The organism is Bacillus zhangzhouensis (assembly GCF_000715205.1).
GTDB classification, from domain to species: domain Bacteria; phylum Bacillota; class Bacilli; order Bacillales; family Bacillaceae; genus Bacillus; species Bacillus zhangzhouensis.
On sequence record NZ_JOTP01000023.1, the window covers coordinates 17,185 to 32,615 of the forward strand.

A 15,431-nucleotide genomic window follows, 5' to 3' on the forward strand; every position below is an offset into this window, starting at 1 on the left:
TCAATTCTTGTCGTGGCATCATAGAAAACATTCTTTTCTTCGTTGAAACGTTTTGGCCATACTTCTCGTCTTATGTAGGGATTCGATAAAAGAGGATAGAGAAGAAATGAAAAAGACACCAGCAAGAGTTTGCTGATGTCTTTCATTATCATCAATTATGAAACGTGCTCTTGAAGAAACTCTGTCACTTCTTCGGGTGATTTTGCGTTTGCACTGTGTAAATGACCTGTTTTTTCACCATTTTTGAAAATTAACAGGCTGGGAATACCCATGACCTGATAGGTTTCCGCTAATTCAGGGAAGTCATCTTTGTTTATTTCAAACCATTCATGGTGAGCATAAGCCTCTAAAATGTTTGGAATGAACATGTCCATTCTTGTGCAATCAGGACACCATGTCGCAAAGAATTTAACGATGACTTCTTTGTCTGATTGAATGATTTCATTGAATTGTTCAGTACTTGTGATTTTTTTCAATTTGTCACAACTCCTTTTCAATGTCATTTTAATATAAAATAAAGGCGAATGACATACAAATGCTCGGGGGGGCGCTTACAACCTTTACAAATCATTTCAATTCCGTAACAAGAAAAATAAATTAGAGCATTTTCGCTTGAAAGTGATAAGATAGTAAAGATGAATTTTAGTGGGGGGAGTATCCATTGAAAATAAGTTTAGGATTGGTTTACGGCGGAAAGTCAGCCGAACATAATGTATCACTGCAAACAGCCCTTGCAGTAACAAAAGCACTTAACACTGAGAAGTTCGATATACATCCAATTTATATTACAGAAGAGGGCGAATGGCTAAGAGGAGAAAAACTCACTGAACCAGTATCAAACGTCAAAATGCTTCAATTTGAACAAAACGCAAAGACGTTTTTACCAACTTCTTTAAATGAGAGCATGTTTCCACAGCCTACATCAGCTGATGAGAAGATTGATGTCGTCTTCCCATTGCTGCACGGACCAAATGGTGAAGATGGAACGATGCAAGGTTTACTTGAACTGTTAAATATCCCGTATGTCGGCAACGGCGTTCTCGCTTCTGCTGCGGGTATGGATAAAGTCATGATGAAAGATGTTTTTGCGCAAGCAGGACTTGCACAAGCAAAGCACCTTTCCTTCAATAAAAAAGACTATGAGAAAACAACATCAGACAGCTTAGAACAGGTGGAGCAAGTACTAGGCTATCCATGCTTTGTGAAACCTGCCAACATGGGATCAAGTGTTGGAATTAGTAAATGTCGCAACAAAGAAGAGCTTCAAGCAGCATTTGATTTGGCTTTCCAATATGATCGTCGTGTTGTCGTGGAAGAAGGCGTCATTGGAAGAGAAATCGAAATTGGTGTATTAGGAAATGACGAGCCGAAATGTTCTGTTGTTGGTGAAATTGCACCTAAAACAGATTTTTATGACTACAAAGCAAAATATGAAGATGGCGATACAGACTTGATCATTCCTGCTAGTGTTTCAGAGGATGAATACAAGACGATTCACGATATGGCGATTAAAGCATTTAAAGCCATTGATGGAGCTGGCCTCGTGCGTGCAGACTTCTTCCTAACAGAGGAAGGCAAAGTGCTGATCAATGAAGTGAATACAATGCCTGGATTCACACCATTCAGTATGTTCCCACTGCTTTGGAAACATACTGGTGTAGAGTATCCTGAGTTGATTGAAAAGCTGGTGTCACTTGCAATTGAACGCCATCAAGAAAAACAAACCATTAAAACAACTTTTTAATGTGGGCAACAAGCAGACACTATCCTATAGGTAGTGTCTCTTTTCCTTCAAACGTGAAATGAGAAAGAGAGGCGAAAAATCATGATCAAACGTACAGTGAAACAAGTCGCCCAAATGGCTGGTGGAACACTATCTAATCAATCTTTTGGCGAAGAGCAGATTCACGGAGTGACAACAGATACACGAAAAGTATCAAAAGGAGCACTGTTTATCCCACTTATTGGAGAACACTTTAACGGTCACACATTTGCTTCAAAAGCAGTGGAGCTTGGAGCTGCAGCTGTTCTTTGGGATCAAAAAGAAGCCAATCCGCCAGAAGGCGTTCCAGTCATTCTTGTAGAGGATACACTGGCTGCACTGCAACAGCTGGCGAAATCATACTTGAAAGAAGAAAACCCTCGTGTTGTCGGTATTACAGGAAGTAATGGAAAAACAACAACGAAAGACATGATTCATTCAGTATTACAAACGGCGTATCAAGTCCATAAAACAGATGGCAACTTTAATAATCATATCGGCCTTCCGCTCACCATTCTTGCGATGCCAAAAGGAACAGAGATCGCTGTTTTGGAGATGGGCATGAGTGCAAAAGGTGAAATTGAGTTTTTGTCAAGCCTTGCTGAGCCTGATGCAGCAGTCATCACCAATGTCGGAGAATCTCATATGCAAGATTTAGGATCAAGAGAAGCAATTGCCGATGCAAAATGTGAGATCACAAAAGGGTTAAAAGAGGATGGCGTTTTTTATTACTTAGGAGATGAGCCCTTGCTTCGCGAAAGAGCGAATGTACTGACTCACAACGTGAAAACCTTTGGAGAAGCAGAGGACTGTGATATCAGAGTGAATCACATCAATCAGCTTGCAGAAGGAACTGAATTTCAAGTCGAAGGGTACGCTCAGGCGTTTCTCATTCCTGTATTAGGGAAACATAATGTGAAGAATGCGCTTGCTGCTATTGCCATTGGCCAGCATTTTGGGCTGAATGAAAGACAAATAACCCAAGGGTTGATGCAAACGAAATTGACAGGGATGCGTCTTGAGCTGTTTACAACAGAGAAAGGAATCACGATCATAAACGATGCGTATAATGCGAGTCCTACTTCCATGAAAGCGGCGATTGATCTTGTAGGAGATATGGACGGTTTCGCCAATCGCATTCTAGTACTTGGTGATATGCTTGAGATGGGAAGCGAAGAAGAAACGTATCATTATGAACTAGGTCGATACATCAAGCCTGAGTTTATTGATCATGTCATGACGTATGGACGTCTTGGTGCATTCATTGCTGAAGGAGCGAAGAAAGCATTTGGAGACGCGCGCGTGTTCTCATGTATGGACAAAGAGGAACTGAAGAAAAAACTAGCTGAAGTGGCAGGACCTGACGATGTTGTTCTTGTCAAAGCCTCACGCGGCATGAGATTGGAAGAAGTCATTACTGCACTATAAAAGTTAGCGGCAAAGAAGGTGACAGAATGATTGGCTGTCTATGTATACACGGTTTTACTGGAGCCCCTTATGAGGTAGAACCGCTGGCACAGTATTTAAAGCAGACGACAGATTGGAACGTGCAGTCTGTCACGCTTCCGGGTCATGGGAAGGAACTTCAGTTAAAAGGCATTCTTTATCAAGAGTGGATTGCGACAGCTGAACTAGAACTTTTATCCCTCTACCGAACTTGTGACACCATTTATTTGGTCGGCTTTTCAATGGGCGGGATGATTGCTTCTTACTTAGCTGCGAAGTATCCGGTTGCCCGCCTTGTCCTTTTAAGTGCTGCGGCAAAATATGTGAACCCAAAACAGATGATCCAAGACACAAGGCAGATGATGAAGGAATCTTTGTCTGGGTTGATTGATACGAACCCCTTGTATGATCGATATCGTCATAAGCTAACGAGTACGCCGCTATCAGCTGCTGTAGAATTTATGAAGCTGGTCAAACAAACGAAGAGCTCCCTGGAGAAACTTCATCTGCCCGTCTTGATTGTTCAAGGGGAAAGCGACGGGATTGTTCCCGCTTCTAGCGCAGAATTTATTTATCATAAAATCCCATCTCGCCAGAAAGAAATGTTTTATTTACCTGACTGTAAACATCATGTTTGTCACGAGCCATGTGCACAGCAATTGTTTGAGAAAGTAGAACAATTTCTAAAAAAAGCAATTTAATATATAGAAAAGCGAAAATGTGGCTAAACTAATATAAATTGAATCCCACTTGTTAAAATCTGCAACATTTTTGTCGAATCAGTGACAGGCCTATGTTACAATAGGAAAGAAAAGGTGGTCGATTCGGTTGCTTCAATATGACGGAAAAACCTTTATCCCGCAGTCTAATTCGAGTAATGGGGAAGTATCAGAAGGAACCATATTTCAATATCGTCAGGACGGGAATATATTAACGGGGACATATCAGGGCGGCAGTATTGTATCTGGCGTACTTGTAGGAACAGTGAAAGAGGATGGAACACTTCATTTTAGATACCACCATGTGGGCAAGGACGGTAGCATGAGGAGCGGGTCCTGTCATTCCACACCTAAGCAGCTGGATAACGGAAAAATTCAACTGTTAGAAAGGTGGAAATGGATGGACGGAGATCAAAGTGAAGGTGAATCTGTCATTGTGGAGCAGTAGATATATCCATTTCTGTCTTGTTGAAAAACAAATAGTGTAATGGTAAGATATAATGTAGGGTAATTCGGGCTTTGTATATAATGGACCTGTCCTTTCAGAAAAGGGCAGTTTTTAATGATCATTCACGAGATTACTGAAACAGCAATTAGAAGGAGTTTGAATAATTTGACTATAACGTTTCAAGATTTTCAATTAAGCGAAAGTCTCATGAAAGCTATTAACCGCATGGGATTTGAAGAAGCAACACCAATTCAAGCAGAAACGATTCCTCTCGGTCTTCAGAATAAAGATGTCATCGGACAAGCACAAACAGGAACAGGAAAAACAGCAGCATTTGGTATTCCTCTGGTTGAAAAAATCGACCCAGCGTCTCCTAATATCCAAGCGATTATTATTGCGCCAACAAGAGAATTAGCGATTCAAGTATCTGAAGAGCTATACAAAATCGGCCAAGACAAGCGTGCACGCGTTCTTCCGATTTACGGTGGACAAGATATCAGCCGCCAAATCCGTTCGCTCAAGAAGAATCCTCATATCATCGTAGGGACTCCAGGACGTTTACTCGATCACATTAACCGTCGTACAATGCGTCTTCAAAATGTTGAAACAGTTGTGCTTGATGAAGCAGATGAAATGCTAAACATGGGTTTCATTGAAGACATTGAATCGATCCTTTCAAATGTACCAAGTGAACACCAAACACTTTTATTCTCTGCGACAATGCCTGCACCAATTAAGCGCATTGCAGAACGTTTCATGACAAACCCAGAGCATGTAAAAGTAAAAGCAAAAGAAATGACAGTATCTAACATCCAACAGTTCTACTTGGATATTCACGAACGTAAGAAGTTTGATACATTGACACGTCTTCTTGACATTCAATCGCCTGAGCTTTCAATTGTCTTCGGTCGTACGAAACGCCGTGTTGACGAATTGACAGAAGCGCTTAACCTTAGAGGTTATACAGCTGAAGGAATTCATGGTGACCTAACTCAAGCGAAACGTATGGTTGCGCTTCGTAAATTCAAAGAAGGTTCAATCGATGTGCTTGTGGCAACAGACGTTGCAGCACGTGGACTTGATATCTCTGGCGTGACACACGTGTATAACTTCGACGTGCCACAAGATCCAGAAAGCTATGTACACCGTATTGGACGTACAGGCCGTGCTGGACGTACAGGTATGGCTGTGACATTTATCACACCACGTGAAAAAGATATGCTTCGTGCGATTGAGCAAACGACAAATCGTAAAATGGATCGTATGAAAGAGCCAACTCTAGATGAAGCAATTGAAGGACAACAGCAAGTAACAGTTGACCGTCTACGCACGATCATCAGTGAAAACAACTTAAACTTCTACATGACAGCTGCTGCTGAATTGCTAGAAGATCATGATTCTGTCACAGTGGTTGCGGCTGCCATCAAAATGATGACAAAAGAGCCAGATGCAACGCCAGTTCGTTTGACAGATGAAGCACCAATGATTTCAAAACGCAATCGTAACAACCGCAGCTCTTCTAAACGTAGAGACGGTGGCGGCGGTGGCGGCTATCGCGGGAAAAGCCGTTCATCTTACGGTGATAAAAAACGTTCATCAAATGATCGCAATCGTTCTTCTAGCGATCGTCGTCAAAAGAAATCTTATAACAATTAACATACAAGAGCGAATCCTTTGCAGGGTTCGCTTTTTTTAACAGGCTTATTGAAACTTTTTAGGTTCTGTTTCGTAATATATTGATAGAAAAGTAAGAGAATGGGGGAAGAATGTGAGAAAACAGCCGCAACGTCAAATTAGTTTAAATGGATTAAAAGTATGGCGTCTTCAAAATGGAATTATCTCATTGATTTTCTTACTCATCATCATTGGGGTATTTATTGCTAGTTATTATTTTCAATGGCCATATTGGATTGGGGCCATCCTCATCGGATTGTGGATCTTACAGGTCATTTTCGGAATTTGGCTCATACCGAAAATCCGTCATCACATTTGGCGCTACGAAGTATTTGAAAATGAAATTGAAATACAGCATGGGTTGATTCGCGTTACACGCGTGATTGTGCCGATGGTGCGTGTCCAGCATGTCGATACATCCCAGGGACCGCTTTTAAGGCGCTATCGCTTGGCATCTGTTCAAATTTCGACTGCTGCCACGGTTCATGATATTCCAGCGTTAGAATTAGAAGAGGCAGATGAGCTTCGTGATTACATATCTCGTTTAGCAAGGGTGACGGAAGATGATGTCTGAACCAAAACGTGTACATCCAATCTCGATGTTCATTGATTTTATATCAGATGCCGTATCCATGATCAAAAACTTCATTATCCCTTTTTTCGTGCTTATTTTTGTGAACTCGAATTCAAGTATTCGCTTTTATGCGTTTATCATTCTTGGTGTGCTTCTTTTATGGAAAGCTGTTTCAACCGTTTTAGAATGGAGACGATTCACTTACCGGATGGAAGACGATGAATTTCGTGTGGAATCAGGTGTAATTACGAAAAAGAAAAAATATATATCGTTAGAACGAATTCAAACGGTCAATACAAGTGAAGGCATCTTCCAGCGGATTTTCGGTTTGGTGCGAGTTCAAATCGAAACGGCAGGCGGGACGGATGGCCCAGAAGTGAGCCTAACGGCGATTACGAAAGCAGAAGCAGAACAATTGAAACAGTCGATTTTCAACCGGAAGAAAAGCTTGCAACAAGATGAAATGGCGGGTGAAACAGGGGATGGACCGCATGATCATCTAGCTGCGCAAAAACCTGTGGAGGAAGAAATCAACGTCTCCTATCGTATGGGTGTACCAGAGCTACTTTTGGCGGCTACGACTTCAAGCGGGATCGGTGTGATTATATCTGGTTGCCTAGCCATTTACACACAAATAGATGAAATTCTTCCTTTAGACGGGTTCGTCAAGCAGTTCTCCTTCTTAAGTCATGCGAGTGTTGAAATCTACGCGATTCTAATTTTTCTAGCCGTATTGATTGCTTGGATACTCAGTGTTGGGGTGACAGCACTCCAATATGCTAATTTTGCTGCCAAACGAAAAGGGAACGACATCATCATTACAAGAGGACTCATTGAGAGACATCAAATGACCATTCCGCTTGCGAGAATTCAAGCAGTGAAAATCAAAGAAAACATTCTCCGTGAGCCTTTTGGATTTGCTACGGTGATGCTCGTTAGTGCAGGAGGTTCTATTACAGAAAAAGAAACCTCTTCTGTCTTATTTCCACTAATCCGGAAGAAAAAAATCAATGAATTGTTGTCTCGATTTACAGATCAATATCACCTGACACCAGAAGCTGAGCTGAAAAAGGTACCAAAGCGTTCACTCAAACGCTATCTGATCTCTTTCGGATTTGTTCCATTGCTCGTTGGTGTGATCCTTTCAGTCCGTTTTCCGCCGTGGGGGTATTTGGCACTGATTCCATTACCAATTGCTTTATTCTTTGGCTATTTAGCCTATAAGCAATCGGGTTATACGATCAAAGATCCATTGATTCAGTTGACAACAAGAGGTATCGGCAAAACCACCGGAATTGTTTTGAGAAAACGAATGCAAAACTATACGGTGACTCAATCTTATTTCCAAAAGAAAGGCCGAGTGGCGAGTATTCACACCTTTGTGAAATCCTCTGCACTGCTTGATTCCTTTGGTGTGCATCACCTTGAAGAGAAAGATGCTGCACGTGTATTTGATTGGTATTCCTATGAAAAAAAACAATCATCTTAAACTAAAAAATGTCGATCAGCTCCTTGTCAAAAGGGATGATCGACATTTTTTATGAGATTAATAGCGTCTTTTTTTGGAGTGGAAGAATAGGGTGATAGGTGCTATAATCATGCCGCCTATCAATCCAAATAAGTGAGCCATAATATTGATATTCGAGTTGACGAACGTCATGACGACAGAGACACCAAGAATCGTTAAGATTACCTGAGAATTCCCGCGGTCCATCATGTGCGGTTTAAATAGGACAAGATAGAGATAAACGCCAAACAAACCAAAGATGGCACCAGAAGCGCCGACATGTACATACTCTAAAGGCTCCACCCAATAGGTTCCGATATTGCCAATGAACCCTGCACCAAGATAAATGATGAGAAACCGAGCCTTACCAAGCAAAGACTCAAGCGCTGGAGCGAATAGGAACAAAGACATAGAATTGAACAAAATGTGTGTCAGACTTCCGTGGAGAAAAATAGGGGTAACGAGCCGCCACCATTCTCCTGCTGCTACACCATAATTGAAACCGACGAGATGGTCCTGCCCAAGCTGTATAATAGGGATAGGAATAGCAAATAAAAGCCACAGACCTATTTGCAATGCAAGGATCGCTGTTACGATTGGATACGATCTAATAAATTGTTGAAAGCTCTCCGTTCGAATAAACATAACAAACCCCTTTTGACTAGATAATGGTAAGTTTATAGTAACACGTTTATGAAGCGAACATCCAAATTAGTACGAGTATCATAGGAGGTACCCCATGATCAAAGGAATTGGCATTGATATTGTAGAAATCGACCGGCTGTCACGGGTGCTCAGCAGACAGCCCCGTTTACCAGAACGAATTTTGACTTTAAATGAACAGGACATCTTTTACGCGCTACGTGAAAAGAGACAGCTGGAGTTTTTGGCAGGACGCTTCGCGGCAAAGGAAGCTTTTGCTAAAGCATATGGTACGGGAATCGGTCAGCATTTAAGCTTTCATGACATCGAGATACAAAAAGATGATAATGGAAAACCTTTCATCAAAAGCGAGAAAACGAAGGGAGACCAGGTTCATGTGTCTATTACACACACAAAAGAATATGCTGCTGCGCAAGTTTTAATCGAAAGGTTGTCAAGCTAGTCTGCATATTGTTTGTCCCCCCTTCATATATTGGGTAGTGCGATAAGGAAGGGCGAGTTGCTAACAGGCTTTGATGGTTCGCGGTACGCAGTTAACTCTTTAGGCGTACTGTTAAAGTCAAACAAGCGGTTTCTTCCTTTTAACACAATTAACGAAGGGGTTGAAAAGGGTGAGAAAAAGCTTTGTTTTGCTTGTAACGGGGATCCTTTTTGTACTGATTCTCTCCGCATGCGGTCAAAAATCTCAGCAGGATATCGTTGGAGATTTAAACAAAAAGGCAGAGGAAATGACATCATACAAAGCCAAAGCAAAAATGACCATCGAGACAGGAAATGATCCGCAGGAGTATCAGGTGGAAATTTGGTACAAGAAGCCGGAGCTTTACCGTGTCTATTTAGAAAATCCGAAAAAGGATCAGAGTCAAGTCATTTTAAGAAATGGCAATGGTGTGTTTGTGCTGACACCTTCATTGAACAAAAGCTTCCGTTTTCATAGTGATTGGCCGAATAATAGCAGTCAGGTCTATTTATTTGAATCACTCGTGAAAGACATTAAAAATGACAGTGCAGCTCAGTTCAAAGCGAAAGAGTCAAAGTATATTTTCGAAACAAAAACCAATTATCAGCACAACCAAATGCTGCCTACCCAAGAGATTACCTTTCATAAAAAAACAATGGCGCCTGCCAGTGTGAAAGTGCTGGATAGCGACAAAAAGCCAATGGTGAAAGTAGAATTCTCTCACTTTGAATTCAATAAATCCTTTGACAAAGATGCATTTGATGAGAAGAAAAATATGACACTCTCCCAAATGGATGTCGCCACAAGTGCAGACCCATCTGACAGCTTCGCAGTGAAAACACCAGTTGAAATGCCAGAGGGCGTGAAGAAGATGGAAGAGAAAGAAATGACAACAGATGCTGGGAAACGTTATGTGATTACGTATGGCGGGAAGAAATCCTTCACACTCATTCAGGAAAAAGCGAGAGTGGCAGAAGCGTCTACGCCTGTCACGATGAACGGCGAGCCAGTCGATCTTGGCATGACAGTGGGCGTTCTAACGGATCAATCTCTTTCTTGGACATCAGACGGAGTCGACTACTTAATTTCCTCAAGTGATTTATCGAAGGAAGAGCTCTTAATGGTCGCAAAAAGTGTAGAAGGCCAGTCAGCCAAATAAATGAATATCTCAGGTGAGAGCCTTGAAAATGATACATCAGCCCTGTGCAAGGGCTGATTTTCTTTGATTTGTTTCACATTATTCTTGATTTTTAGTATCATAATGAAGTATTGAATCATTCAATAGGGAAGTGTGACTGATGGACACAAATGCCTTTTATAGAGACACATGGGCAGAAATTGATTTAACAGCAATCAAACATAATGTTTCACATATGAAAGATCATATTGGTCAAAACGTTCAATTAATGGCTGTTGTCAAAGCCAATGCATATGGACATGGAGATATAGAAGTGGCAAGAGCTGCACTCAAAGCAGGAGCAGACTTGTTAGCGGTAGCCTTTTTAGATGAGGCCATTTCTTTAAGAAATAAAGGCATCAAAGCACCAATTCTTGTACTCGGCGCAGTACCGCCAGAGTATGTCAAAGTCGCCGTTAGATACAATGTTATCATGACCGCTTACTCAATCGAGTGGCTGAGAGATGTAGTCAAAGTAGTGAAAGGACAGATTGGACAACCCTTTCGTTTTCATTTGAAAATTGACAGCGGCATGAATCGTTTAGGTGTTAAAACATTAGCGCAAGTGAACGAAGTAAAAGAGCTTTCCCGCGATCATTCCTATTTACATCTTGAAGGAGTATTTACTCACTTTGCGACAGCTGATGAAAAGGATGAGGACTACTTTGATATGCAGGTGGACACCTTTCAAACATTGCTTCAACCACTTCATACGGACAAACTGCTCGTTCATTGCGCCAACAGTGCAGCAGGTTTAAGGTTTAAAGAAGTTTTGTTTAATATGGTTCGCTTTGGTATCAGTATGTATGGGCTGTCACCGTCAGAGGAAATCAAAGATGAATTGCCTTTCAAGCTGGAAGAAGCAATGTCTCTTCATACAAAGCTTGCACATGTGAAGCTCATTCGAAAGGGCGAGAGTGTCAGCTACGGAGCGACCTATACAGCCAATCAAGATACATGGATTGGCACAGTTCCAGTTGGCTATGCAGATGGCTGGATCAGGAAGCTGGCAGGAACGGAAGTGCTCGTTGGCGGAAAACGCAGAAAAATTGCTGGAAGGGTATGTATGGATCAATTCATGGTTGAATTGAAAGAGGACATTCCAGCAGGCGAACCAGTCGTTTTGATTGGTTCACAAGGCGAAGAAAAGGTATCAGTCGATGAAATTGCAAAAAGGCTTGAAACCATTAACTATGAAGTCACTTGCTCGATTGGCCACCGGGTCCCAAGAGTATATAAAGAGGACGGCAAAAGGGTTCATGTGCGTAATCCGCTGCTTCAAGGTGGGCCAAGCTTTTTATAAGCAGCTTTTACGGGAACGATGTCCAAACCGACATCGTTCTCTTTTATTCTACAGAGAAGGAATAAATATTCTCCTTTTTTAGAGATTTTGGAAATACCGTATGATTTTCGGAAAAAGGCGTATAATGGGAAAGAGGAACTCCATTATCATCATGATTTACGGGTGGCCGACTGCTTCATGATCTAATAAGAAACATGAAAAACAGCTTTGCTTGTGCATTGAATAATGGTATGATTAGTCTTGGAATGGATCGATACGGTATCCGTAAGTTTTGTGGAGGTGTATGTTTTTTGTCTGAATCCAGCGCAACAAACGAAATGAAGATTCGACTGCCCGAGGCTTTGATGTCTGAAATCGAACGAGTAGCAGAGCAGGATAAGGTAACAAGAAATGAATTGATCTACCGAGCGACAAAAACGTATATTCGTGAACGTAATATTCGACAAAATCGTGAATCGATGAGACGCGGCTACATGGAGATGGCGAAAATTAATCTGAATATCTCTTCAGAGGCACAATACGCAGAGTTTGAGGCTGAGAATACAGTTGAGCGATTAGTCAGCGGGGGTTAAACATTTGATTGTTAAACGCGGTGATGTTTACTTTGCTGATTTATCTCCTGTTGTTGGCTCCGAGCAGGGCGGGGTTCGCCCGGTATTGGTCATCCAAAATGACATTGGAAATCGCTTCAGCCCGACTGCTATCGTTGCAGCCATAACAGCCCAAATACAAAAAGCGAAATTACCGACTCACGTCGAAATCAATGCAAAGCGCTACGGCTTTGAACGAGATTCTGTCATTCTTTTAGAGCAGATTCGTACGATCGATAAACAAAGATTGACAGATAAAATCACACATCTTGATGATGAGATGATGGAGAAGGTTGATGAAGCCTTACAAGTTAGTTTGGCTCTTATTGATTTTTAATATGGTGATATTTGGTTGCTCTCCTGTGAGCAACTTTTTTTTGTGTTCATTTTTTATTAAGGCTATAATGGAGAGAGAATGAAAGTTATTGTTTTTTATGTACGTAGGGGGTAAATTATGTCGAATCATATCGTGTTAGCTTTTGCGAGAGCGCACCAAAAGGAATTAGAAAAAGAATGGACTGACATCTTCAAACGACTCGGAGAAGAAGAAACGGACATGATGCTAAACGACAAAATGTATGAAACGATTTGTTCCGAATATGTTCAGCTTATTCTGGCATCCCTTTCAGAGGCGAATGCTGAGGATTTTGAAGAAAAAGTGCAATCTTTTGCTTTAAAAATTGTACAAATGGGTATATCACTTAAGTTACTGGCAAAAGGGCTAACGGAAATCCGTTCACACTTATATCAAAAAATGAACAGTGACAAAAACACTGAACAAGGAAGTAATGAGCTCATATGGGAAATTGATCGGTTCATCTCACCAGTTCATAACGAAATATTGAATCACTATTCTATCTCATGGGAGAAAACCGTCAACCTTCAAAAGATTGCGTTACAGGAACTATCTGCTCCACTGATTCCAGTGTTTGAGCACATCACTGTCATGCCTCTTGTAGGAACAATTGATACAGATCGTGCGAAGAAGATCATGGAGAATCTGTTAAATGGCGTCGTGAAGCATCGATCACAGGTGGTCTTAATCGACATTACCGGTGTACCTGTCGTCGATACAATGGTGGCACACCATATCATTCAAGCGTCAGAGGCTGTGAGATTAGTAGGTGCAAAGTGCTTATTGGTCGGTATTCGTCCAGAAATCGCCCAAACCATCGTCACCCTTGGAATTGATTTATCTCAAGTTACAACAAAGAATACCCTTCAAAAAGGAATTCAAACTGCTTTAGAAATGACAAATCGAAAAATTGTTTCATTGGAGGGATAACCCAGTGAGAAATCACCCGAAGATTCCAATCTTAAAATTATATAATTGTCTTCTTATTTCTATACAATGGGAGCTTGATGACCAAACGGCTCTTCATTTTCAAGAAGATTTACTCAATAAGATTCATGAAACAGGAGCGAACGGTGTTGTCATTGACCTAACATCTGTTGATATGATTGATTCATTTATTGCAAAAGTATTAGGCGATGTCATCACGATGTCAAAGCTCATGGGGGCAAAAGTTGTATTAACAGGAATACAGCCGGCAGTCGCTGTGACACTCATTGAACTTGGTATATCACTGGAAGAAATTCAGACAGCATTAGATCTTGAACAAGGGCTTGAGACACTGAAGCGGGAATTGGGGGAATAGATATGAAAGACCAATCCTGTGTGAAAATTTTGACGGAATGGGACATAGTCGCGGCAAGACAACTGGGACGAAATGTTGCAAAAGAACTGGGCTTTGGAACAGTTGACCAAGCAAGAATTACGACGGCCATTTCAGAATTAGCTCGAAACATCTATTTATACGCTGGTAAAGGTCAGATTTGTATAGAAGAAGTGATGGAGCGCGGAAAGCGTGGACTCAAAGTCATCGCAGCCGATGAGGGGCCTGGTATCTTGGATATACGCAAAGTGATGGAAGACGGATTTTCTACATCAGGCGGACTCGGAGCAGGTCTTCCGGGCGTGAGAAGACTGATGGATGATTTTAAATTAGATTCTACACCAGAAGAAGGAACGGAGATACAAGCTGTCAAGTGGCTTCGCTAGGAGGGAAACCATGGATTTTAAGGAGGTAATGGAGCAGCGGTATCATCAGCTGCTCAGTCGTTATATCAGTGATTTAACTGAAACATCGCTTTATCAAGCTCAAAAATTTAGCCGAAAAACCATTGAGCATCAAATACCTCCTGAAGAAATAGTGAGTGTTCACCGAAAAGTAATTCAGGAGCTATACCCTGATTTGCCGGAAGATGTCTTTCATTCACTAGACTTCTTAATTGAAGTCATGATTGGGTACGGACTTGCCTACCAGGAACATTTAACACTCAGAGGCATCCAGCAAGAAATTAAATCAGAAATCGAAATTGCGGCAAATGTCCAACAAACCCTGCTGGAAACGAAAATTCCAGAGGGTGACACCTTTGATATTGGTGCCATTAGTGTGCCGGCAAAACAGATGAGTGGAGATTATTACCATTTCGTCACTGATCACGATACAATCAATATCGCGATCGCGGATGTCATTGGGAAAGGCATCCCAGCTGCGCTCTGTATGTCTATGATTAAATATGCGATGGATTCCCTGCCAGAGTCAGGAAGCGGTCCAACAAAGGTGTTAAAAACCCTTAATCGTGTTGTCGAACAGAACGTAGACCCAAGCATGTTTATCACCATGTTCTATGGCAGCTATAATAAAGAAACGCATGAATTTAAATATGCATCGGCTGGTCATGAGCCGGGCTTTTTCTATTGCAATAAAGAGAATCAATTTTACGATTTAGATGCGAGAGGACTTGTCCTTGGCATCGCACCAGACTTTGACTACAGACAGTATGAGAAGCACTTGGACGTAGGAGATATGGTGATCTTATTCTCTGATGGTGTAACAGAATCCAAGTCAGAGGACGGTTTCTTAGAGCGGGAGGATATCAAAGTGCTTATAGCAGAGCACCTATCCTACTCAGCTCAGGAAATGGTCGATGCCATCTATGCCAGCTTACTCAAGCTGCAAGATTTTCAGCTTCACGATGACTTCACTTTACTTGTGCTCAAAAGAAAGGTTTAGAAAGTGAATATGCGGGTATATAAAATTC

The 15,431-nt window shown here is 41.5% G+C and carries 18 protein-coding genes; 16 read left to right on the forward strand and 2 right to left on the reverse strand.

What is annotated here, in order from left to right:
* Positions 1–155 precede the first annotated feature (155 nt).
* Positions 156–476, reverse strand: a complete 321-nt coding sequence (locus BA70_RS15205; protein WP_034323974.1) for a thioredoxin family protein — start codon at positions 474–476, stop codon at positions 156–158.
* A 185-nt stretch (positions 477–661) separates the two neighbouring features.
* Between BA70_RS15205 and BA70_RS15210 the strand changes: the two genes are divergently transcribed.
* The 7 genes from BA70_RS15210 to BA70_RS15240 all read left to right on the forward strand — a co-directional run bounded on the left by BA70_RS15210 (position 662) and on the right by BA70_RS15240 (position 8,112).
* Positions 662–1,744 carry a D-alanine--D-alanine ligase gene (locus tag BA70_RS15210; protein WP_034323976.1) on the forward strand — a complete coding sequence of 361 codons (1,083 nt, stop codon included), beginning with the start codon at positions 662–664 and terminating at the stop codon, positions 1,742–1,744.
* An 81-nt stretch (positions 1,745–1,825) separates the two neighbouring features.
* Positions 1,826–3,190 carry a UDP-N-acetylmuramoyl-tripeptide--D-alanyl-D-alanine ligase gene (locus BA70_RS15215; RefSeq protein ID WP_034323980.1) on the forward strand — a complete coding sequence of 455 codons (1,365 nt, stop codon included), beginning with the start codon at positions 1,826–1,828 and terminating at the stop codon, positions 3,188–3,190.
* Positions 3,191–3,216: 26 nt separating this feature from the next.
* Positions 3,217–3,909: an alpha/beta hydrolase gene (locus BA70_RS15220; RefSeq protein ID WP_034323983.1), complete on the forward strand. Its 693-nt coding sequence runs from the start codon at positions 3,217–3,219 to the stop codon at positions 3,907–3,909.
* Positions 3,910–4,036: 127 nt separating this feature from the next.
* Entirely contained in the window at positions 4,037–4,375 is a 339-nt protein-coding gene (locus BA70_RS15225) for an avidin-fold protein (protein ID WP_034323985.1), read from the forward strand.
* A 165-nt stretch (positions 4,376–4,540) separates the two neighbouring features.
* Entirely contained in the window at positions 4,541–6,031 is a 1,491-nt protein-coding gene (gene cshA, locus BA70_RS15230) for a degradosome RNA helicase CshA (RefSeq protein WP_034323988.1), read from the forward strand.
* Positions 6,032–6,143: 112 nt separating this feature from the next.
* Positions 6,144–6,623 (forward strand): PH domain-containing protein, encoded by a 480-nt coding sequence (locus BA70_RS15235; RefSeq protein WP_034323990.1) that lies wholly within the window; start codon positions 6,144–6,146, stop codon positions 6,621–6,623.
* Entirely contained in the window at positions 6,613–8,112 is a 1,500-nt protein-coding gene (locus tag BA70_RS15240; protein ID WP_034323993.1) for a PH domain-containing protein, read from the forward strand. Before BA70_RS15235 ends, BA70_RS15240 begins: the two co-directional genes overlap by 11 nt.
* Positions 8,113–8,169: 57 nt before the next feature.
* Here BA70_RS15240 and BA70_RS15245 read toward each other — a convergent pair whose 3' ends face one another.
* Positions 8,170–8,775 (reverse strand): rhomboid family intramembrane serine protease, encoded by a 606-nt coding sequence (locus tag BA70_RS15245; RefSeq protein WP_034323995.1) that lies wholly within the window; start codon positions 8,773–8,775, stop codon positions 8,170–8,172.
* Positions 8,776–8,869: 94 nt separating this feature from the next.
* Here BA70_RS15245 and acpS point away from each other — a divergent pair, with 94 nt between their 5' ends.
* From acpS to BA70_RS15290, 9 genes are all read left to right on the forward strand, one after another.
* Entirely contained in the window at positions 8,870–9,235 is a 366-nt protein-coding gene (acpS, locus tag BA70_RS15250) for a holo-ACP synthase (protein WP_034323998.1), read from the forward strand.
* A gap of 160 nt (positions 9,236–9,395) precedes the next feature.
* Positions 9,396–10,412, forward strand: coding sequence for an outer membrane lipoprotein-sorting protein (locus tag BA70_RS15255; protein WP_149865373.1), 1,017 nt, complete (start codon positions 9,396–9,398; stop codon positions 10,410–10,412).
* 139 nt (positions 10,413–10,551) lie between these two features.
* Positions 10,552–11,733: an alanine racemase gene (alr, locus tag BA70_RS15260; RefSeq protein ID WP_034324003.1), complete on the forward strand. Its 1,182-nt coding sequence runs from the start codon at positions 10,552–10,554 to the stop codon at positions 11,731–11,733.
* Positions 11,734–12,023: 290 nt separating this feature from the next.
* On the forward strand, positions 12,024–12,305 hold the full coding sequence (locus BA70_RS15265) for a hypothetical protein (RefSeq protein ID WP_003214273.1): 282 nt from the start codon (positions 12,024–12,026) through the stop codon (positions 12,303–12,305).
* 4 nt (positions 12,306–12,309) lie between these two features.
* Positions 12,310–12,660, forward strand: coding sequence for a type II toxin-antitoxin system endoribonuclease NdoA (ndoA, locus tag BA70_RS15270; RefSeq protein WP_003214169.1), 351 nt, complete (start codon positions 12,310–12,312; stop codon positions 12,658–12,660).
* A gap of 117 nt (positions 12,661–12,777) precedes the next feature.
* Positions 12,778–13,608, forward strand: coding sequence for an RsbT co-antagonist protein RsbRA (locus BA70_RS15275; RefSeq protein WP_034324005.1), 831 nt, complete (start codon positions 12,778–12,780; stop codon positions 13,606–13,608).
* 4 nt (positions 13,609–13,612) lie between these two features.
* Positions 13,613–13,981 (forward strand): RsbT antagonist protein RsbS, encoded by a 369-nt coding sequence (rsbS, locus tag BA70_RS15280; RefSeq protein WP_003214235.1) that lies wholly within the window; start codon positions 13,613–13,615, stop codon positions 13,979–13,981.
* Positions 13,982–13,983: 2 nt separating this feature from the next.
* Positions 13,984–14,385, forward strand: coding sequence for an anti-sigma regulatory factor (locus BA70_RS15285; protein ID WP_034324008.1), 402 nt, complete (start codon positions 13,984–13,986; stop codon positions 14,383–14,385).
* A 10-nt stretch (positions 14,386–14,395) separates the two neighbouring features.
* The gene (locus BA70_RS15290) at positions 14,396–15,403 is read left to right on the forward strand and encodes a PP2C family protein-serine/threonine phosphatase (RefSeq protein ID WP_034324011.1); all 1,008 of its coding nucleotides are present in this window, start codon (positions 14,396–14,398) and stop codon (positions 15,401–15,403) included.
* Positions 15,404–15,431: the final 28 nt, after the last annotated feature.

Coding starts and splice junctions, on each gene's coding strand:
- BA70_RS15215 (WP_034323980.1), top strand. CDS start 1,826: ATGATCAAACGTACAGTGAAACAAGTCGCCCAAATGGCTGGTGGAACA.
- BA70_RS15220 (WP_034323983.1), top strand. CDS start 3,217: ATGATTGGCTGTCTATGTATACACGGTTTTACTGGAGCCCCTTATGAG.
- BA70_RS15240 (WP_034323993.1), top strand. CDS start 6,613: ATGATGTCTGAACCAAAACGTGTACATCCAATCTCGATGTTCATTGAT.
- BA70_RS15245 (WP_034323995.1), bottom strand. CDS start 8,775: ATGTTTATTCGAACGGAGAGCTTTCAACAATTTATTAGATCGTATCCA.
- acpS (WP_034323998.1), top strand. CDS start 8,870: ATGATCAAAGGAATTGGCATTGATATTGTAGAAATCGACCGGCTGTCA.
- alr (WP_034324003.1), top strand. CDS start 10,552: ATGGACACAAATGCCTTTTATAGAGACACATGGGCAGAAATTGATTTA.
- BA70_RS15275 (WP_034324005.1), top strand. CDS start 12,778: ATGTCGAATCATATCGTGTTAGCTTTTGCGAGAGCGCACCAAAAGGAA.
- BA70_RS15285 (WP_034324008.1), top strand. CDS start 13,984: ATGAAAGACCAATCCTGTGTGAAAATTTTGACGGAATGGGACATAGTC.
- BA70_RS15290 (WP_034324011.1), top strand. CDS start 14,396: ATGGATTTTAAGGAGGTAATGGAGCAGCGGTATCATCAGCTGCTCAGT.